General features: G+C 56.5%; 17 protein-coding genes. 11 read left to right on the top strand and 6 right to left on the bottom strand.

Annotated elements, in window-relative coordinates; all coding sequences use genetic code 11:
- Positions 1-6: 6 nt before the first annotated feature.
- Positions 7-1,599 carry a response regulator transcription factor gene (locus ABIE48_RS07645; protein ID WP_192714876.1) on the bottom strand — a complete coding sequence of 531 codons (1,593 nt, stop codon included), beginning with the start codon at positions 1,597-1,599 and terminating at the stop codon, positions 7-9.
- On the bottom strand, positions 1,571-3,355 hold the full coding sequence (locus ABIE48_RS07640) for a cache domain-containing sensor histidine kinase (RefSeq protein WP_145022386.1): 1,785 nt from the start codon (positions 3,353-3,355) through the stop codon (positions 1,571-1,573). Before ABIE48_RS07640 ends, ABIE48_RS07645 begins: the two co-directional genes overlap by 29 nt.
- 213 nt (positions 3,356-3,568) lie before the next feature.
- On the opposite strand from ABIE48_RS07640, the gene ABIE48_RS07635 reads away from it, so the two are divergent.
- The 3 genes from ABIE48_RS07635 (at position 3,569) to ABIE48_RS07625 (ending at position 6,367) form a co-directional block, all read left to right on the top strand.
- Positions 3,569-4,750 carry a DUF4272 domain-containing protein gene (locus tag ABIE48_RS07635; RefSeq protein ID WP_192714877.1) on the top strand — a complete coding sequence of 394 codons (1,182 nt, stop codon included), beginning with the start codon at positions 3,569-3,571 and terminating at the stop codon, positions 4,748-4,750.
- Between the two features lie 234 nt (positions 4,751-4,984).
- A complete protein-coding gene (locus tag ABIE48_RS07630) occupies positions 4,985-5,689 on the top strand; it encodes a YwqG family protein (RefSeq protein ID WP_192714878.1) in 705 nt (234 codons plus the stop codon).
- Between the two features lie 24 nt (positions 5,690-5,713).
- Complete coding sequence (locus ABIE48_RS07625; RefSeq protein WP_192714879.1) at positions 5,714-6,367, top strand: hypothetical protein; 654 nt, start codon at positions 5,714-5,716, stop codon at positions 6,365-6,367.
- A 48-nt stretch (positions 6,368-6,415) separates the two neighbouring features.
- On the opposite strand, the gene ABIE48_RS07620 is transcribed toward ABIE48_RS07625, so the two are convergent.
- The gene (locus ABIE48_RS07620) at positions 6,416-7,111 is read right to left on the bottom strand and encodes a VIT1/CCC1 transporter family protein (protein WP_192714880.1); all 696 of its coding nucleotides are present in this window, start codon (positions 7,109-7,111) and stop codon (positions 6,416-6,418) included.
- 413 nt (positions 7,112-7,524) lie between these two features.
- Here ABIE48_RS07620 and ABIE48_RS07615 point away from each other — a divergent pair, with 413 nt between their 5' ends.
- The 8 genes from ABIE48_RS07615 to ABIE48_RS07580 all read left to right on the top strand — a co-directional run bounded on the left by ABIE48_RS07615 (position 7,525) and on the right by ABIE48_RS07580 (position 17,084).
- Positions 7,525-9,744 (top strand): helix-turn-helix domain-containing protein, encoded by a 2,220-nt coding sequence (locus tag ABIE48_RS07615; RefSeq protein ID WP_192714881.1) that lies wholly within the window; start codon positions 7,525-7,527, stop codon positions 9,742-9,744.
- Positions 9,745-9,950: 206 nt separating this feature from the next.
- Positions 9,951-11,531: an extracellular solute-binding protein gene (locus tag ABIE48_RS07610; RefSeq protein ID WP_192714882.1), complete on the top strand. Its 1,581-nt coding sequence runs from the start codon at positions 9,951-9,953 to the stop codon at positions 11,529-11,531.
- Between the two features lie 22 nt (positions 11,532-11,553).
- The gene (locus ABIE48_RS07605) at positions 11,554-12,459 is read left to right on the top strand and encodes an ABC transporter permease (protein ID WP_192714883.1); all 906 of its coding nucleotides are present in this window, start codon (positions 11,554-11,556) and stop codon (positions 12,457-12,459) included.
- 24 nt (positions 12,460-12,483) lie between these two features.
- Entirely contained in the window at positions 12,484-13,350 is an 867-nt protein-coding gene (locus ABIE48_RS07600; RefSeq protein WP_192715349.1) for a carbohydrate ABC transporter permease, read from the top strand.
- Between the two features lie 9 nt (positions 13,351-13,359).
- Positions 13,360-14,304, top strand: coding sequence for a sugar phosphate isomerase/epimerase family protein (locus ABIE48_RS07595; RefSeq protein ID WP_192714884.1), 945 nt, complete (start codon positions 13,360-13,362; stop codon positions 14,302-14,304).
- 5 nt (positions 14,305-14,309) lie between these two features.
- Positions 14,310-14,984 (top strand): hypothetical protein, encoded by a 675-nt coding sequence (locus ABIE48_RS07590; RefSeq protein WP_192714885.1) that lies wholly within the window; start codon positions 14,310-14,312, stop codon positions 14,982-14,984.
- Positions 14,981-16,063, top strand: coding sequence for a Gfo/Idh/MocA family protein (locus tag ABIE48_RS07585; RefSeq protein WP_192714886.1), 1,083 nt, complete (start codon positions 14,981-14,983; stop codon positions 16,061-16,063). Before ABIE48_RS07590 ends, ABIE48_RS07585 begins: the two co-directional genes overlap by 4 nt.
- Positions 16,064-16,088: 25 nt before the next feature.
- Positions 16,089-17,084: a Gfo/Idh/MocA family protein gene (locus ABIE48_RS07580; RefSeq protein WP_192714887.1), complete on the top strand. Its 996-nt coding sequence runs from the start codon at positions 16,089-16,091 to the stop codon at positions 17,082-17,084.
- A gap of 292 nt (positions 17,085-17,376) precedes the next feature.
- On the opposite strand, the gene ABIE48_RS07575 is transcribed toward ABIE48_RS07580, so the two are convergent.
- The 3 genes from ABIE48_RS07575 to ABIE48_RS07565 are packed head-to-tail and all read right to left on the bottom strand — an operon-like array spanning position 17,377 to position 20,721.
- Positions 17,377-18,630 (bottom strand): C40 family peptidase, encoded by a 1,254-nt coding sequence (locus tag ABIE48_RS07575; protein WP_192714888.1) that lies wholly within the window; start codon positions 18,628-18,630, stop codon positions 17,377-17,379.
- A complete protein-coding gene (locus tag ABIE48_RS07570; protein WP_192714889.1) occupies positions 18,630-19,730 on the bottom strand; it encodes a mandelate racemase/muconate lactonizing enzyme family protein in 1,101 nt (366 codons plus the stop codon). The genes ABIE48_RS07575 and ABIE48_RS07570 overlap by 1 nt, the downstream gene beginning before the upstream one ends.
- Before the next feature lie 16 nt (positions 19,731-19,746).
- Positions 19,747-20,721 carry a S66 peptidase family protein gene (locus ABIE48_RS07565; protein WP_192715350.1) on the bottom strand — a complete coding sequence of 325 codons (975 nt, stop codon included), beginning with the start codon at positions 20,719-20,721 and terminating at the stop codon, positions 19,747-19,749.
- Between the last annotated feature and the right edge of the window lie 10 nt (positions 20,722-20,731).

Below are 20,731 nucleotides of genomic sequence, written 5' to 3'. Positions count from 1 at the left end.
TTTCGGTCAAGCTTTTCTTTTCTTGTCCTGGCGGTAATCGTTCGGGAGGCTTCCGTACGTTTTGCGGAAAATGTCGCTGAAATGGCGGGCGTTGTTATACCCCACGGCCTCAGCAATTTCATACACCATCAGATCGGTATGCAGGAGCAGCCGCACCGCGTGTTTCATCCGGATGCCGGTCACGTACTGCTTGAAATTGATTCCGGTCTGCTTTTTGAAAAAAAAGCTGAAGTAGCTTGGATTCATGAAAGTAATGCCGGCGGCCGACTCCAGCGTGATTTCTTCCTGATAGTGCTCCTCAATATACTGCTTCACCTTGGCCAGCAGCGCTTTGTCTTTATTGCCGGATTCCGCCCCGGCCATCCGGAACATCCTCTCGACCGTATTCGCTATGTCGCGCCGGAGTTCGGCGAACGAGCCGCACTGCTCCAGCTTCCGCTGAACATCATGCGCGTCCAGGCTGGCTTCAGGCAGAGATAGGCCTGATTTCCCCAGTTCCTGTGCCAGCGAAAGGACGGACGAAAACGCCGTCGAGACCGCCAGCGACCGGCTCCCGTAGGCGCTGACGCAGATGTAGGAGAGCAAGCAGTCCAACCCTTCTGCAACCGCTTCCCAATCGTCGTCCGTAAAGCCGTTCACCACCGCCAGCTGACGCCGGTACAGCTCATCCTGCTTCGGCTTGTTGTCCACGGCCCGGTAGGTATAAATCCGGTTCGGTCCGTCAAAATACTTCAGGCCAAGCGCCTGCTCCGCCTGCCGGCAAGCCTCCGGAAGGCTGCCGAAATCGGCCGCCGCCGGACTGGTCCCGATCGTCACGCTCAGCTTCAGATAAGTGCGGATGCTGCGCTGCACGTCCTGTGCCAGTTCTAACGCTCCCACGGGACCCTCATGGCAGGCGACGTAACAAAACCGGCCGGACCGGACAAACACATGGCCTGATCCCGACCCGTGGACGACTTCCTGCAAAATGTTGCCGACGGCAAACTCCACGAGCTTCGTCTCCCTGTCATTCCACTTATCGCTGTCACCCGGAAGCTGCTCGGCCAAGACCACCCCGGTGCTGTACAACGGGCCCGGCAGCTCGGCCGTAAGGTGTCGGTAAGGCGCGGAACCGGGCTGGAGCGTTCCCTCCATCAGCTGCGCCAGCCACGACTCCAGCTCGCCCTGACGGATTTTGTGCTCAAGCTGCTGCAGCTTTCCTTTGCGGATCGCTTCCTCCTGGTGCTCGTTAATCAGAGAGGCCGCCTTGCAGAGCACCGATTCGAGCTGCTGCTTGATGATCGGCTTCACCAAGTAATCGAGCGCCCCGTAAGCCACCGCATCCCGCGCGTAGGTAAACTCCTGGAAGGCGCTAATAAAGATCACCTTGATCGGCAGTCCTTCTTCATGGATGCGGCGGATCATATCGATTCCGGTAAAGTGCGGCATGCTGATATCGCTGATGATTACATCGGGCCGCAGGGTTTCCATGAGCTCCATTAACTCCCGGCCGTCGCAGGCATTTCCGATAATGTCAAAGCCAAGCGCATTCCAGTCGATCAATTTTCGCAATCCCTTGAGGATCATCGGCTCATCGTCCGCGAGCAGAACCCGGATCATCGTCATGCACCTCCTTGATAGGCAGTTCGATCGTTACGGATGTGCCAATATGGGGCCGGCTGGTCACCGACAGCCCGAATTCCGGACCGCACAGCGACCGGATCCGCTCCTGGACGTTTTTCATCCCGACGTGTCCGGACGGCGCCCCTTCCTCGGCAAGCCTGGCCGTGATCCGCTCGACCTCCTCTTTTTCCATTCCGACCCCGTCATCGACAATGACGATGGCCAAGCGGTCCTCCTGTTTGCGGATGGAAACACCGACCGTTCCTTTACCCTGCGGCCGCAGGCCGTGCTGGACCGCATTTTCCACAAGCGGCTGCAGGGAGAGCTTCGGCACGCCCCAGGACAGGCGCACATCGTCCGCAATGTGTGTCCGTAGTTCGTAACGATTCTCAAACCGGACTTCGATAATGTAAAAATAGTCCCGGAGATGATCCAGCTCCTGCTGCAGCGGTACCCATTCCTCACCGTAATCGATGACGTACTTCAGCTGGTTGGACAGCGACAGAATCATGTCGCCGACCTCCGGCACGTCGCTGTGCACGGCATTCATCCGGATCACCTCCAGCGTATTATATAAATAGTGCGGTCGGATCTGGCTTTTGAGCGCATTCAGTTCGGTCTGCTTCTGCTTGATCTCGGCGACATAGGCTTCGTCGATAAAAGCCTGCAGCCGCTCGACCATCCGGTTAAAGCCATGGCCCAAGCGGCCGATTTCGTCATGGCTGCGGACCTCGACATGCGTATCCAGATTTCCCGATTCCACGGTGACCATCTTCTGAATCACCTGGCGGATCGGCGCCGCCAGCCGCCGCGAGAACCAGACCCCCATGACGATCAAAACCACCGCGCAAATCACGATCGCGATATACACGGCTGTGCGGGTCGTCGCGAGCTGACGGTACAGCTCCTCTTTGGACAGGTGGGTCACGATGCGGCCCTGCAGAGCCGGAATTGGTTCACTTAGAGCCAGCATCTGACCGTCGGATGGATCTGATACCGTGACGGTCTTCCCAGCGTTATTCCGATGACCAAAATAGACGCGCCCCTGTCCGTCCAGCACATACAGCTCGTCCTTCCCGTTTAATTTCATTTCGGAAAAGAATTGGTTGAACATGTCCGTGCTCACGTCAAAAAACAGCGTCCCGACCACATGCGGCTCCTTCTCAAGCGGCAGCGAGATATCGATCAGGTTTCGCCCGATCGTGACGACTTGTTTGTCCGAACGGGCCAAATAGGTCTCGTCATGCGCAGCAAAATAGGCGATGTTCCGTGGACGCTCCTTCATGACGCTGAGCCAGTCTTGTAATGGCAGCGCTTCCGGAATCAGCACCGCATTGGTCCGGAGCTGGTAATACAGCTTCATGTCCGAGGACCTGACAAAATACACGTTGCGGATAAAGGGATCGCTGTACAAAATCGTTTTGAGAAAGCTTTCGATCGGGACCGAATTGATCTGCTCCAGTTCGTTGACCTTGCGGGTCTGGTTTTCGTCCGATCCTTCGACGTAACCGTCATACCGGCCGGTGTACATCAGCTTGGAAATGTCGTCGTATTTGGTCAGCGCCGAGTTGACGTTGTAGCTCATGTACAGCACCATCTGCCGAAGGTTGTTGGTCGTATAGCGCTCCACATGTGTCGTGAATGACTGCACGGCATAGTAGCTGAGCAGGGATAACGGCACAAGTCCCACCAGGATAAAGGAAGCCGAAAATTTAAAGAAAAGGCTTTGCGTTAGCTGTTTCCATCTGAGCATGAATGTCAGGTCCCTCCTCTTCCCCCTATATTAGCACAGACCGAAGGCACGTCAGGTGTACATTTTTCAAGCCGCAGGTGGGAGGATTTCGAGGATATTGCTGCTGACGAGATTCGGCCTGGAAGTCGTGCACGAATTCGGTATAAAATGGTTGATGTGTGCTTTTTGCACACTGTTACTGGTTGTTTTTTTACATGTGGGAGGAGAATCGTTGTGAAGAATTGTGCGCTGTACAGCTCAACCTTCGATCTGGATCAGATCGTAGACCTGATGAAGGCGATCGACCCGAATGGAAAAATGAGCGTTAATGAGAGCAAAACCCGGATTGAGATCGTCAGCAAGGGCTGGCTTCGCCGAAAGGCTACCGCTTTTAACATCATCACCAGCAAAACGCACCCGGATGAGTTTGCAAGCATGCGAAGCGGCATGGAGCAATTTTTTGCCCAGATCCCGGCGGAGAACGAGCCGCTGCAGCAAAAGCTGCTGATCAAGATCAGCACGCTCAATATGGTCATCGGCGTCGAAACGGAGGATGACATTTCGGAATCCATGTTCACCCAGCTGCTGTCGATTATTCGGCCGCTGGACGGGCTGATGTTCTGGGGCGGCGGGCAGCTGCTGAACCCGGATGGACGGCTCCTGCTGGGTACGGACGGCCGCTCGGAAGTGGACGATTACGCTGTCACCGCCCATACGAGCTTCCTCCATGGCGAGGAGCCGGAGACAGCGTCCGGTACGGAGCGCAAAGGGCGTTCCGAGGCGCTTTTGTCGGCGCAAGGCTTTCAGAAGATGCCGCCGATGCCCGGACGGCTCGGCGATGAAGCCGCGGGACGAATCCGGACGCTTGCGGAAACCGCGCAGCGCGCCGTCGCCCTCTGCATTACCGCCGTCAAGGGCGAATGCATTGGTGCGGGCGAAAGCCCCGAGGATACCCGGGAGCTGATCTCGAGAATTACGGCCCAGTACGGGGCGGACGGGTTCTTTTCCCCCGAAGAACAGGCGTTTATCCAAAACGGCCATGCGGGTGAATCCGAAGCGGTCCCTTTTTCCTGGCGGTATGAAGGCTTTTGGGTGCTGCTGTGGGCCTTGGGCCATGTGGACGCCTTGGGGAGCCCGGCGCATATTTGCGATGTCCCCGAAGCCGTCTCCAAACTGCAGCAGTATGATTCGTTTGATTCTTTTTTAGCGGGCTCACGGCTGCGGAGCAGTATGGAAATACTCGACGCCGCCGATTTGATCTACCGCTACGACTGGCTCTGCGTCGACAGCCGGATTCAAGGACAGCCGGCTCCCGGCGGCCTGAACGCAGGCGTTGTGTATGAGCGTCACCGTGCCTTAAACTGGCTGACTGGATATATGGGCCAGGAATGGGACGATGTGCGGACGGATACGTAGGGTGAAAGGAATATGGGTTACTACTTTCCGGAGGGATAAGCAGCGGGATCCGAACAACGGCATATTTGCCGAGCGTTAAGCAGAGGGGATCGAACAACGGCTTGCTCGAGGAGGGTTTGTAAAGAAGCGGCAAAGATGCTTCGTGTACATACATGATGATATATGGATGATCTTCGTTTTTTCAGATGGACGCAAGGTTGACCTGAGCATGGGCACTTAAAGGAGGATGCAAGTATGAGTAAAGAACGGATCGTAGAGCTTCAAAGCGCCTTGCGGCGCACGGCGACCCTTTTTCAAACAGGTGGAAGCAGGCCTAGCCTCTCGGTGGAGCAGTGCTGGATCGGACAAGTCAACCTGGCATTGCCCGATGAGGAACTGCCCGTCGATGTGGACGGAGAGGCGATGGCTCCCATCCTTCAGCTATATCTGCCCGCGCTGCCCTATGTTCCGGACGAACTGAAGGAAACCGAACTGCTGACCGTATTTTTGTCACCTAACGTCCTGGATCACGATGATATGAGCGGATATATGTGCATCCGAGAGTACAGCGATACCGGGAAATTGGTCTTGAAAGACTTCGGGCCTGCCTTTATGTCGATCAAACCTTTCCCGCTGTTCCCAGAGCTTTGTCAAGATGACTCCCCGCAATGGGACAGCGATGATATACCCGAAGCGTACAGACAAGAGATTCTCCGACTGGAAGAGCTGGAAGGGCTGAATTATTTCGAGGATATTGCCGGGGAAATATATCGTGTCCACAAGCTTGGCGGATATGCCGCCTTCACCCAGCCTGGCATCGACTTTGGAGATGGATACGCTTTTGTCCTCCAAATCGCCTCAGACGCCAAAACCGGGCTCAACATCGTGGATGACGGCAATTTTTATTTTGCCAAGCATAAAAAGGACGGCACTTGGCGCGGCTACTTCGATTTTTATTAAAGGATCTATGGGGAGTGAAACTTGATGGACGTGCTGGACCAAGCCATGGCATCTTTTCTAAAATGGCAGAATCAATATAACGAGGCATATGGACTTTTCAAAGAGCAGGACATCCGCCCGTTGGCGGAGTTCTGTGACCCCGGCGTGGATATACGTATTCCGCTTTCGCCGGAACTGCAGCATTTTTACACCAGATATGAAATAAGAAGTGGTCCTGATAATGCAACATCGCTCGGAATGAAAAGCGCCGCCGTGGAAATCGGAGATGCTGCCGTTCTTTTCTTTCCGAAGCCGGAGCATTTGTTTCGCCAGCAGCTGGGATACCGTTGGCTGGGAACGGGGGAGCCGTACCAAGCATCCCCTTCGTGGCCTCCGGATCATGTGGTCATTGCCAATTACAACGACGACCCGCTGATCGTCGACACCGCCTCGCCGGCGTCCCCGGTGTACGGGCGGATCGATGGATCTGAAGCATTCCCCCTTGCAGACTCGCTGGCCGACTTTTTTTCGGCCCTGGCGCTCTTGATCGAAGCCGCTTTCACAATGGAGGGGAATGTAACCAACGAAGAAACGTTTGAAATCGAGGCTGCTTTTGTGGAGGAAGTCAGGCCGAAGCTGATGCAGCTGCTGGGCGAGGAGAAGGCGGAGAATGTGATGAAGTATTTGTCGTTTTACTAGAGAACATCCCGGATTCATCCGCTGAAAACAGTCATTGAGAGTTAACCCTCAAGATATGAGTCTTGCAATGAAAAATGCGATTCCGGCGGCCGCTCCGCCTACAATGGTTGTTTGCCAGGCACTGCGGAACGGACGGGTACCGGTGAACCTTCCTTTAACGTAGCCAAACACGAATAAGGCAATCAGCGTGACAATCACCGAAACGGATAAAGCTGTGCCCGACTGCCTGATCAGCATATAAGGGGACAGCGGAATCACACCCCCTATAATGTAGGATAGTCCGATCGTGAGCGAGCTGTTGCGCGCCCTCTTAGGCTCGGGTTCTTCGAGCCCGAGCTCATATTTCATCATAAATTGAACCCATCGGTCCGAGTCCTGGCAGATGGCATCCACCGCCGATTCCACAATTTCTTTGGGAAAATGCCACTCTCTCAGGATATCGGCCACTTCCTCCCTTTCCTGATCCGGTATTTCCCTGATTTCCTCCTGCTCCCGCACGAGTTCGGATGCATAATGCTCCCGGTCCGTCCGGGCGGCAAGATATCCGCCGAGCCCCATCGCGATAGCACCCGCAGCGATTTCAGCCATCCCCGCCACAACGACCAGGCTCGTATTCGGTACGGTCCCGGACAAGCCGGCGGCAAGGGCAAACGGAACCGTTAAACCGTCCGACATTCCGATCACAATATCCCTGATCAAATCCGGTGCGTTGAAATGCTTTTCCTCATGCCTTTCCACAGTCATATTCCCCCCACCCTGCGAGCAGCTTCTGCGCTTGATTCCCTTAATATGGGTGGTTTCCGTTAAAATATACCTGAATGAGCCTGCACGGTCTGTGCTCTATTCGGAGGATATCATCGTCCCTTTTCCGCATACCAAACCCAATGGATATCTTCAAAAGCACTACTCCTTGTCGTTGCCGGACAGGAGTTTTTGATCTTCAGCTACTGTGCAAGGTTCTCAACCACTGCCATACTGCTCCCCCAATAGCCCCGATCGAATCCCCCTCTATCGCTTCCCGGCAATCCCCTTATTCGCCCAGCTTAGCGGATGGAATTCCCATCCGGTGCAGGCAACACTGCGATAACATACCGAGAGTAAGATGGGAAAACAGAGACATCTCAGATCCAAGGCTACCTGAAAGGAGCGAGAATAGTATGGACAATCGGACTTGGTATAGACGTTTTTTGCTGTCGAATCTCTCCATCTTATTCATTTCCGGCACGATCGTCATCGCGATCGTTTTTTCCGTGGCATACGGCAACGTAAGTAAAGAGACCGAAAAGGAGAGCCGCACTTATGCGGAGCAAGTGGTGGACGGCATGACGACCAGGCTCAAAAATATCGAGCTGATGCTTGCCGGCCAGACCGTCAACAACGATGCCATTAACGATTTCTTTAACGGGAGCGCAAACGCCCCCGATCTCGTCGATTACAAAGCTTCTAACGAAATTGCCAAAATGCGCAGCAATCTGCTTATTCACTCGGTATATTTTTACCGTTACAAGGACGGGCTCGTACTGACGGGCGGCTATGCCGCGCCACTTGACGACTTTACGGACAAGACCTTTATTCAGAGCCTGCCGAAGACAATACAAAACCGCTGGTCACCGATTCGGCTCTACAGCGAGTTTCCGTTAATCGATCCGCCGGAGCGGGTCATTTCGATCGTAAAAAGCTCCCGCGGCAACGAAGGCATCATCGTGCTGAACGTAAAGGTGGACAAGCTGCTGTCTATGACCGGCAGCGCGGGCAGCGGCCAGCGCTCCTTCTTGGACATCGCCGACGTTCAGGGCAGCACGATCTTCTCGACTGAACCCGCCGCGCAGAAAACGAAACCGACGACTTATATGGAATCCGATTACATCGGGCTAAAATACGCTAGCGGTCCGGTTAGCCCGGATCTGTTCGGACAAGCCGCGACCCGTTCGCTCGCACCGCTGTCCATCCTGATTCCTTCCCTCCTGGCCATCCTCGCTTACATTATGTTCGTCACCCGGAGGAATTACCGTCCGATCGAAAACATCGTGCGACGTATCTCTGACTATCGGCACGAAACCAAGCCAGCTGCCAGCGACGAATTTTCGATGATTGAGCAGGTCTTTGACAATATGCTTGGCCGTATGAATCTGATCGACCGGCAGGAGGCCGAAAACGTGATCATGCGCCGCAAACGCTTTTTCTATGAGCTGCAGGAGGAAGATGCGGCCTTCACCGCGAGTGAATGGGAGGATTATGCCCGGCTGTTCCGGATGCCGGAGAAGGACGGCGGCATCACCGTCGCGATCGTGGAAATCGACAAATACGTTTCCCTGATGCGCGGAGACCGTCAGCAGCTTCTTGAAGCCAAGCGGCGATTGGAAACGGAGCTTGGCATGCGCCCCGAGCTCGCGGCTGCTGTTGCTGGCTCGGATTGGATTGCCGGCGGCCGCTTGGCCCTGCTGGTTCGCTCCGGAACGGACGGTATCTCCGGTACGCTCGGCCCGGACGCTCTAATGGACGGCTTGCGCAGTTGGGTGCAAGACGCGTTCCCCTTCTCGGTCACGATCGGGATCGGATCGGTCGTGGGCAGCCTCTTAGAAGCCAAAACCTCCTTCCGGGAAGCACTTGCCGCCCTGCAGTACAAAATGACGGCCGGAAATAACCGGGTGATCGTCTATTCGGAAATCAGAAACAGGGAAAACCGGGTCGACACGGATTACTATAAATGGGCGGAAAATTTGATTCATCATTTCAGGCTGCCTGCGCCGGCATGGCGGAACGACCTTGACCGGATCTTCGGCCATTTGGAGGAGCGCCTGCTGAAAGAGGATGAGCTGCGGCTGCTCCTGAACGATCTGACGCACCGGTTCGCAAGGCTTATCGAGGAACTGCCGCCGGCCATTCAGGAGCTCTGGCATGCCGCTTCCTACTCCCGCATGGCCGGGGCGCTTCGGGAAACAGGCTCGGTTGCGGAAATCCGCGAGCTGTACGAGTCGCTGATCGGGGAGCTGTACGATCAGTACGCAGCGATCCTGGATAAAAGCAGCACCAACCCTGTGATCTATGAGGTAAAAAAATATATTGAAGACAATTTTGCGAACCCCGAGCTGTCCCTGAATCATATCAGCGACCGGTTCGGCATAAACGGAAAATACGCGAGCCAGCTGTTCAAGGAGCAGTTCGGCGTCAAATTCGTCGATTTCCTGATCGGGCTGCGCGTTGAGCGGGCACAGAAGCTGCTTCGCGAGACGGAGCTGACGATCGGCGATATTTCCAGACAGGTCGGTTACGAGCATGCGATTTCCTTCGGCAGGGTGTTTAAGAAATCGGTTGGCGTGTCGCCCGGGGACTACCGAAAGCTGATGCAGCACTCCCGCATACCGGAGGAGGTGTGAAAATGCTGAAGGCTCCAGCTAGTCGCATTTCCGAAGACAGTCCGACCTTTCGTATGCCTCCGGAAAAAGGTATGCCCTATACAAAAAATTAAGGCAGATGCGCAAATCTGCTTTTTTGTTTACTCCGCTGAAACGTGTAAATTGCCCGTTCTATTGCGCAGCGCTATAACTTAAGCTGCAGGCCAAAAAAAATAGCGAGGTGTCTTATGAGAGGGAAAGGATTGCGTTTCACGCTGGCTGTGGCGCTGATCGCCGGTTTGCTGGCAGGCTGTTCGCAAGGAAGAAACAAAGAAGGAAGCTCCTCCGCAACGGCTTCGGGTCATACGGAACAGGTCACGCTCAAGGTTGGTATTTTTGACAGGGGCAATGCGCCAGCAGGTTATACGGCAACCGAAAATTATTGGACCGATTACGTCCAGAAAAACTTCGGCGACCCGAATAACATTAAGGTCGAATTCGTACCGATTCCGCGCACCGACGCCAGCGACAAAGTCAATGTGATGATGTCGAGCGGCGATGCCCCGGATATCGTATTCGCCAACACAAGCCCCCTCACCGCCTATGGATATGCCAAAGACGGAGGGCTGCTGCCACTGGACGACCTGATCGAGCAGTACGGGCCGAACCTGAAAAAATATTTAGGTCCCGCCCTGGACAGCGGCAAAGTGGACGGCGTCCAATATTCGATTCCAGGAAGGCGCGTGAACACCGGCAAATACGAAAACCTCATCCGCCAAGACTGGCTGGACAAGCTGGGGCTTCCGATGCCGAAGACGACGGAAGAAGTCTACCAGACCTTGAAAGCCTTTAAGGAGAAAGATCCCGGGCAGACTGGCGGCAGCGTCATTCCTCTCGGTTTCTCACTGACTCCCGCTTCCATCGAACCGATCGTCTGGTCCTTCATTGAGGACGGCCTGACGGATGAGCAGCGCTATTCGCTGTCAGAGAGCCTTGGCTACCCTCTCCTTCTCCCCGGGCACAAGGAAGCGGTCCGATTTTTGAACAAGCTGTACAACGAGGGACTGATGAGCCCCGATTTTTCCCTCGACAAGGACGAGAAGCAGGTATTCCAGGACGTCATGACCGGCAAAGTCGGCATGTACAGCGACAATCTCGGCAACAGTTACAATGCGACGCCGGGCATCGCCAAAGTACTGACGCAGAACGTTCCCGGCGCCAAACTGGTTCCGGTCGATCCATACACGAACAACGCAGGCAAGCATCTCAAACCCGAATACGATCCGACCGGCTTCTTCCTCATGGTGCCCGCAGCGAGCAAACGCGGCGTGGAGGCGATCAAATACTTGGACTGGATGGCGCAGCCGGACGTGCTGAATACAATCATGAACGGAATCGAAGGTGAGGATTACACGCTGACGGACGGCGTGCCGTACCGCATCGAATCGGAAGAAACGAGCACGCGGATGTTCAATGCCAACGATATCGCCATGATTACACAGGGCCAGGATTTCGGCAGCGATGAGAAGAATTGGGCGGCAGCGGCAGCGGCGGTACCTAAGGAATTCCGGGATTATGTCGTGGATGCCTACAAAATGTCGATGACGGATACGATCCGTTATGCGAACTTCACGTCGCCGATCGAGGCTGAAAACAAGTACATCCCTACACTGCAGGATAAGTACGACGAACTTATCGTCAAAAGCATCATGACTAAACCGGGCGATTTCGATAAGACTTACGACAATCTGCTTAAGGACTATATGGCAAGCGGAGGCGACGCCATCAAGCAAGAACGGACTGAAGCCTATGCAGCCATGAAGAAATAATGCAGGACGGGAGGGTGCCGAAATGAAAAGCTTAAGACTCTATCTCTATCGTAACTGGCAGCTGTACGCTCTGTTGATTTTGCCCCTCGCCTTCTTCCTGGTTTTTAAGTACGGCCCGATGTACGGTATTCTGATCGCCTTCCAGGACTATAACCTGTTCAAAGGGGTGACGGGCAGCGAATGGGTCGGACTGGACGTGTTCCGGGAAGTGTTCGGGATGAGCGGCTTCTACGAAGCGCTCAGGAATACGTTCATGCTCAACCTGCTCGATCTGATCGTCTCCTTCCCCGCCCCGATTGTGCTCGCGCTTATGCTCAACGAGCTGGCCGGGCGGCGGTTCAAAAAATTCGCGCAGACGATTCTGTACCTGCCCCATTTTCTGTCCTGGGTCATTATCGGAGGCATCATGTTCCAGGTATTCGCTACGAAAACAGGCATCGTTAATCTGCTGCTCGGCCGGTTCGGCATCGATCCGGTTCCGTTCCTGACGGACAAGTACGCCTGGCTCGTTACCTATTTGGCCGTCGGTGTGTGGCAAAGCGCGGGCTGGGGAACGATCATCTACCTGGCCGCCATAACGGGCGTTAATTCCGAACTATACGAAGCCGCATCCGTCGACGGTGCGGGAAGGCTGCGCCGCATGTGGTCGGTGACGCTTCCGGGTATCCGGCCGACGATCGTCATGCTGCTCATTCTGAAGATCGGTGAAATCGTCCAGATCGGCTTTGATCGGCCGTACGTACTCGGCAATGTCAGCGTCCGCGATTTCTCCGAGGTCATCAGCACTTTCGTCTACAAGACAGGGATACAGACGGCTCAGTATTCGATTGCGACCGCCGTCGGTCTGTTCCAGGCTGTCGTCGGGATCGTATTGCTGCTTATGGCAAACGCGATCGCCAAAAAAATAACCGATAACGGAGTGCTGTAAATGATGGCAGATAACGGCGGGCAGATGGCGGCCCGAAGAAGAACGCCTTTTGAGTATATCAACATCATTTTGATCATCGTGATGGTCATCTTGTGTCTGGCTCCCCTGCTGCACATCGCTTCCATGTCGCTCAGCTCCAACCGGGCGATTCTCTCAGGCGAAGTGAGTGTGCTTCCCAGAGGCATCAATTTGGAGGCTTACCGGAAGGTGTTCCAGGACAATTCCATGCTGAAATCACTCGGACTGACGGTGCTGCTGACGGCAGGCTATACTTTCCTGGCCATGCTCATGACGATTGCGGCGGCCTATCCGCTTTCCAAGCGGCTGAAAGGAAGATCCGTCTTCATGTTCCTCATCCTGTTCACGATGTTCTTCAGCGGCGGCACGATCCCCGACTACCTGCTGATCCGGGGACTGCACCTGACCAATCATATCGGCTCGCTGATTTTGCCGGCCCTGATCAATCCGTTTTTTCTTCTTATTCTCATTTCATTCATCCGGTCGCTTCCGCCAGGCTTATCCGAAGCGGCCGAAATGGACGGATGCAGTCCGATGCGTACGCTGACGCGAATCGTGCTGCCGCTGTCGATGCCGGCAATCGCTACGCTCAGCTTGTTCTACGCGGTAGGACGGTGGAACGGCTTCATGGATGCGCTCATGTATATTACCAATCCGAAGCTGTATCCGATCCAGCTGAAACTGTACCAAGTCATCGTAAACAGCATGACGAACGACCCGCTGTCGATGCAGGGCGACCAGTTGGTGTCGATCATGCCGGAGAGCATCAAGGCGGCGAGCATCATGTTCGCCACGGTACCGATTCTGATCGTCTACCCGTGGCTGCAGAAATATTTTATCTCAGGCGTCATGCTGGGATCCATAAAGGAGTAGGTAGCGGAGATGGACAAAGGCGATTATTCATACTCAACCTGTTGGAACATCAAAAATCACAAAGACGGACGAGCCATGATCGAAGAAATCAAACGACTCGGCTTCGGCAGCGTCGAGCTGAATTATAACGTGACGCAGGGGCATCTCGCTGCGATTGAGCCGATGATTGAGCGCGGCGAAATCCGCATCTCCAGCGTGCATCACGCATTTCCTTTTATCGACGACAAGGAATACGATACGGATTCCGTCATGCTCGGCTACAAAGACGAATCGAAACGCAGACGTGCGGTGGAGCTGCTGAAGCAGTCCGTCGAATACGCCGTCCGTTACGGGGCGGGTGCGGTCGTCGTCCATCCCGGCGAAGTACCGTTTCCGGTTAACGTCGACGCTCAGCTGAAGCGGATATACCGTGATAACGGCCCGGAATCCATAGAGTATCGCGAGCTGTGGGAGCAGATGGCCAAGCAGCGGGATTCCGAAGCTCCGGCTTATCTGGATCGGATCCGGCGCAGCCTGGAGGAGATCAGCGAATATATCGCCCGGAAAGGCTACCGCGTCGCCATCGGCATCGAGACCCGGGCCCGCTGCAATCAGATTCCGACACTCCGGGAGGCGGGCGAGCTTATCGCCGGTCTGAAAGGCAGTCCGGTCGGCCTCTGGTACGACATCGGGCACGCCATGATGATGGACCGGATGGGCCTTTACGACAACCTGAAAGATTTGCCTGCGGTCAGCCCTTATATCGTAGGCGTACACATCCACGAAACGATCGGGCTCTCGGATCATTGGTGCCCTTACGTGCACAGCAAGGACGACGCTTACTTCGACCACTTTTTGGAAATTATTGATCGTTCGCCAATCAAAGTCTATGAGCTGAAATCGCAATGCCTGACCAAAGAAATCGACAAAAGTCACGCCTTGATTACATCCAAAATCGCTTCAATGAAAGGATGAACCCCATGAACTACGAATGGATAGCAAAATACGCCCCTTATATTTACTTTGACGACAACGAGCCGTTCTTCCCCGTCCGCGTCGGTATTACCGTGCTGGAAGCGGCCGGCCCGTCTCCTTCGACGCGGAGAACCTTCGATTTTAGCGATCCCAAGGTCAAAGCGATCATCGAATACGCGATTTACTGGGATTACGATATTCAGCATTTGTACGAGCTTGAGCATGTATGGGTCTATGTTGGTCATGACGGTGAAGTCGTGGACTGCGACGCCAGCTTCCACGGCAGACATTTCAAAGGACTTCTCCATGACCGCAGCAACATCGCTGACGGCACCCATGTCAAGCTGTATTCCCAGCCCGGCAAGCACGCTTTCCTGCCTCAGCCCGAAATGTTCTATCTGCTGCCCGATCTGATGACCAGTACGGACGAAACTGCCGGCCGGCGCGGGCTGCTCATTACTGGCCCGTTCGACGGTGTCTATACGACCGATGAAGAGACAGACCGCCTGGTGGAGCGGTATTTGAAGACACGCCGCTTCAAGCCGGCCATGACGTTTACGGAATACCGCATCGATCCGTCCCTGTATGTCACCTGGCCGGAGCTGCACGCAGAAGTACCGCTGCGGATTAAGGACAGACTTGCCGAGATCAAAGAGATTCTGGGAGGGATCAACGAATGACGGATCAAATTAAGATTGGGATTATCGGCTGCGGCTCGATCGCTAATGGCAAGCATCTGCCTTCGCTCAGCAAACTGGAGCAGGTCGAGCTGGTCGCCTTCTGCGATATCGTACAAGAACGGGCCGTGCAGGCGAAAGAAAAATTCGGAAGCGCGGGAGCGACAGTTTACGCGGACTACCGTGAGCTGCTGGCCGACCCGTCCATCGACGTCGTCCATGTCTGCACACCGAACGATGCCCATGCCGAGCTATCTATCGCGGCGCTGGAAGCGGGCAAACATGTCATGTGCGAGAAGCCGATGGCAAAGACGGCGGCCGACGCCAGACGCATGGCAGAGGCTGCACAGCGGACGGGCAAAAAGCTGACGATCGGCTACAACAACCGGTTTCGTCCGGACAGCCTGTTCATGAAGCAAATGTGCGAGAATGGCGAGCTTGGCGACATTTATTTTGCCAAGGCGCATGCATTACGCAGACGGGGTGTACCGACCTGGGGCGTCTTCCTCGACAAAGACAAGCAGGGCGGCGGGCCGCTTATCGACATCGGTACGCATGCACTCGACCTGACGCTGTGGCTCATGAACAATTACGAGCCGCGGGTCGTGCTGGGCACTGCCTATCACAAGCTGTCGCAGCGCAAGCAAGCAGCGAATGCCGGCGGGTCTTGGGATCCCGATAAATTTACGGTCGAGGACTCGGCCTTCGGGATGATCGTGATGAAGAACGGCGCGACGGTCATGCTGGAATCCAGCTGGGCGCTGAACATGCTTGATACGCGGGAAGCGATCTACACGCTTTGCGGAACGGAAGGCGGAGCCGACGTGAAGGAAACGCTGCGCATTAATGGCGAGAAGTATGGGCGGCTGTACGCAAACGACATTCAATTCAACGTCAAGGGTGCGGACTTCTTTGAGGGCCGGAAGGAAAGCATGCACGACAAGGAGATCCGTCTGTGGATCGAAGCTGTCATGAACGACACGCAGCCCATGGTTCGTCCGGAGCAGGCCTGCGTCGTATCCGAAATTATCGAAGCCGTCTACGAATCGAACCGGACCGGAAAAGCCGTCTATTTCGATTGACCCGGCAGACTGGAGGAATGAAGACATGATTAATGTCGCCATCTTGAGTTTCTGGCATGTCCATGCCAAGGATTACGTGCTGCAGGCGCAGCAGCATCCTGACTTATCCATCAAGGCGGTATGGGACGAGGACCCGGGGCGGGGCCGGGCGAAGGCGGAAGAGCTCGGTGTTCCTTTTTACGAGGAGCTGACCATGCTGCTGGCCGAACCGGGCATCGATGCTGTTATCGTAACCGCGCCGACGACGATGCACCGCGAGATGATGATCGCGGCGGTGAATGCGGGTAAGCATATTTTTACGGAAAAGGTGCTCGCACCTACGATCCGGGAATGCAATGAGATCGTGGCGGCCGTTCGGGATAGAGGCGTGATGCTTATGGTATCGCTGCCGAGGCTGAATATGGGGTTTGCGCAGGCGGCCCGCGAGGTCATCGGCAAAGGTCTGCTCGGCAGCCTGACTCTTGCCCGCGTCAGGCTGGCGCATAAGGGTGCGCTCTCGGAGACCGGGCTGCCTCCCTACTTCTACGACATGAAACAGAGCGCCGGTGGGGCGATGATCGACCTCGGCTGCCATCCGATGATTTTGGCGCGATACCTGCTCGGGATGCCGGAAATCGTCAGCGCCAGCTACGGCTTCATAACCGGCCGCGAAGTGGAGGATAACGCGGTAGCCGTGCTAAGCTACCGGGACGGCGCGCTTGGCATCGTTGAAGCCGGCTTTGTGAACCCGCTCTCGCCATTCACGCTGGAAGTGCACGGCACGAAAGGCAGCCTGCAGTATTCCACGCACAGCCGCAAGGTGATCGTCGCGAGCACCGAAAACGGTGCCGAGCCGATCGTGGAATGGCCGCTGCCGGAGCCGCTGCCTTCGGCGATGGAGCAATGGGTCGACCATATCCTCACGGGCGAGTCCGGCTCGTTCAATACGGAGATGGCGCTCGACCTGACCCGGCTGATGGAAGCTTCCAACCTGTCGGCCCGCTCGGGCTCGGCCGTCAGGCTCGCCGATTTATCGGAATAACTTGCATGAGCAATGATAAGGGCCGTCTTGTAAGCCGCGCGTATCACGCGGCTGAGGACGGCCCTTCGGCTATTGGCAAGCTTAACGATTCGGGGGTGGTCTGCCGAGGAATGAGCAGGTCTACTCGAACCGGAACTGTTCAATGATCCCATTTCAGACCGGATTTTTACTGGCACCTATCTCGTTCCCGACCAGCTTTTTTCCGTTATTTCGTTTCCGACCGGCCTTTATCCCGGTTCGGCTCACCTCCAAGTCAAGCTAATCGTCCCAGTCGCTCCCTTCCCGTGTTCCGCTACGTCCAATAACGGCGGGAAACGCAGTGCTCGTCAGCAAGCTTATACCCTTTCAGCGGAATCAGTTCCACCGAGCTAGCCGAATCCGGCGAATGGATCATGTGCCCATCCCCGGCGTAGATGCCGACATGATGGACGCGTCCCTTGCCCTGCTCATAGGCAAAGAACAGCAGATCCCCCGGCTGCAGCTCCTCCGGCGGGATGCTGGCTCCGTGCAGCGCCTGGACAGAGGCGTCCCTTGGGATGACGATGCCGCAGGCGAGATGCATGGAGTGGGCAAACCCGGAGCAGTCGTAGCCCCAGGCCGACATCCCTCCCCACAAGTAAGGCAGTCCCAGAAAGCGCTTGGCCTGCGCCACGATGGCCTGGCCCCTATTCTGTTCATCCGCACGAAAGCCCGGGTATTCCCCTGGCTCAGCCGCCACCTGTACGTCTGCCCGTCTGATCCGGGCAAGACCGTGCGGGGTCTGTACGACGACAAAGGAATCCCCACGAGAATTTGCCCCTGCCTCAACACCATCTCTCGGAACACTCCCTGCTTGGGGTAAAGCTCCAGCAGCGGGTCCCGCTACCGTTTCGGCTTGTAAACCCGTTACGGCTTGAACTCCATCGCCGGGTTCTACCTCAGGGACCGTCCCCCGCTCTTCCTCGGTCGCCAGCGGCAGCCTTGTCAGGAAGCTGATACGCATCTTCGCCGATGAGGACAACAGCTCCAAGTCCGTCGTAGGTGCCGCAACGATCGCAGAAGCTGAAACAGCAGCGGCGCCGGGAACGCTTCCGCCGCTGTCCAGCAGCCGACGCGCTTCCTCCTCACTCAATGGCAGCAGCTGCTTCGTCGGAATCCAGCCGGGATATCCATTCTCATCCTTGGGCGAGAGCTGGCCCGGAATGGCGACCCGGCTCCAGCCGTCCTGCTCTTCGTAGGCAAGGACAGGCGTGCCGTACAGCGCCTGGGTCTGCACGCGGTTAGCCGCGCACAGGTCGAGCTTATCCGGTACCGTCATTGCGGCGAGCCACGGCTCGATACCGCTCCCCCGCGCAATCCCCGGATCGGTTTCCTCCTCCAACGGGTTCCCCGAATCAGATTGGCCCTTGGCCTCCCGTCTCCTACTCCCAGGTTCGCTAGGGGCAAACCCGGCCAGTGCCGGTTCGTCCAGCGCCCGCGGCGAGGACGAGCTGGTCCAGACGGTGGCTACCGGAACGCTGACCACCCGCCATGCCGGGGATACGGCCTGATCGTCTCGATTCACCATCACCATACCCCCACTTCGTCCGTCGTGCGCACGTCGGTTATGCCCAGACCCGGCGCATCCGAGAAGGTCATCACCCGGCCGTCGTACATGACGCCGCCGACGACATCATCCTGGTGCAGCATCAGCGGCGCGTCAAAGTCGTAGCGGGTGACATTCTTTTTGCTGGCGGCGAAGTGGGCGGCGGCGGTCACCGCCAGGCGGGATTCGATCATGCTCCCCACCATACACTCGACGCCGTATTCTTCAGCCAGCTGGTTGATCAGCTGCGCCTTGTAAATGCCGCCCGCCTTCATCAGCTTGATGTTGATCAGGTCGGCCGCGTGCCGCTGCAGTACCTCCAGCGCCTGCACCGGAGAAAAGACGCTTTCGTCGGCCATAATCAGGGTGTCCACCGCGGTGGTCACCTGCTGCAGCCCGTAAATATCCCCGGCCCGGACCGGCTGCTCCACCAGTTCGATGTTCAGCCCCATGTCCTCCATCTTCCGGATGGAGCGGATCGCCTCCTTGGCCTGCCAGCCCTGGTTAGCGTCCAGCCGGATCTTGACGTCGCTGCCGATGCGCTGCCGGATTTCCTGGATGCGGCGGATATCATGCTCGATGTCGTCCTTGCCGACCTTGATCTTCAGTACGGTAAATCCAGCTTGAACGTATTGGGCCGCATCTTCTCCCATCTCCTCGGGCGAGTTGACGCTGACCGTAAAGTCCGTTTCGATCCGGTCGCGGTACCCGCCGAGAAATTGGTACAGCGGCATACGCCCGTGCTGAGCCACCAAGTCATAAACGGCCATATCGATGGCCGCTTTGGCGCTAGTACAGCCGACCATGGCCTGGTGGACCGACTGCAGGATCTGCTCGTAGGCGAGCAGGCTTTGGCCAATCAGCAACGGCTTGAATGTATGCTCAATGGCGGACTGGATCGCCTCAAGGCTGTCGCCTGTGATAACGACGGTGGCCGGCGCCTCGCCCCAGCCCACTTTTCCGTCGTCGGCCGTCATTTTCACCACAATCGATTCGGCTTGATGAACCGTGCGCAGCGCCGTCTTGAACGGTTTGGTCAGCGGCGTGTATTTGCGCAGCACTTCGATATCATGTATTCGCATTTGCCGGTTGCCTCCTCTATATAATGGCTGACTCCAGCGCTTCCACCTTTTTGTCAGCCGTGCTCAGCTCGGCTTCCATCCCGTGCGGAACCGCGACGTTGGGCGAGCCGTGCCCGATCCCGAAGCCCATCAAGGAAGGTCTGCCCGCTTCAGTCACATAATGCCGGACGACCTCCTCTAAGGTAAAGGAGACCGGGCGCTTGACCGGCTCACAATCGCGGAAGTCGCCCACCAGGATACCGGCCGCCTGCTCCAGCTTGCCCGCCATCCGCAGTTGATTCAGCATACGGTCGATCCGGTACGGCTCCTCCCCGATATCCTCGATAAACAGGAGGCAGCCCCGGGTATCGATCTCAAACGGCGTACCGAGCGTACTTGTCAGTAAAGTCAGGTTGCCTCCGACGAGCGGGCCCTTGGCTTTGCCTTCCACCAAGGTATGCAATGGGGTGATGTCCTCGGTGTAGCGAAACGGCTCGGGCCGGACAAGCTGGGCGAAGCTCTGCCGGGTCAACGGGTGCACATCCTTGTCTCCCAGGCAAATCATCATCGGCCCATGCACCGTGATCAATCCGGTCATCTTCCAGATGGCGGCGTGTAGGAAGGTGATGTCGCTGTACCCCCACAAAATTTTGGGATGCCGGCGGATCTGATCGTAATCGAGCTTCTCCGCAATCCTGGCGGTGCCGTACCCTCCACGAGCGCAAACGATGGCCTGAATGCCGGGATCCGCAAACATGGCGTTCAGCTCGGCGGCCCGCTCGGCGTCGGTTCCGGCGAGGTAGCCGTGGCCGCGGTCCAGCGAATCGCCAAACCGGACCTTCAGGCCAAGCTCTTCAAACACTTCGGCCGAACGGCGGATCGCCTCCGCGTCCCCGCGGCTCGCCGGGGCGGTGATGCCCACCGTGTCCCCCGGCTTCAACCGGGCCGGCCGGATCGGCCTTCTCCCGGCACCAGCCTGCGCCCCTTCTATGCCCGAATCGGCAGCATGCATGAACGGTCTC

Origin of the sequence: Paenibacillus sp. OAE614 (genome assembly GCF_040546645.1) — a bacterium.
In the GTDB taxonomy this organism is placed as follows: domain Bacteria; phylum Bacillota; class Bacilli; order Paenibacillales; family Paenibacillaceae; genus Paenibacillus_AQ; species Paenibacillus_AQ favisporus.
The sequence above is the reverse complement of the archived record's forward strand: the minus strand, read 5'-3'. Positions and strand labels throughout refer to the sequence as shown.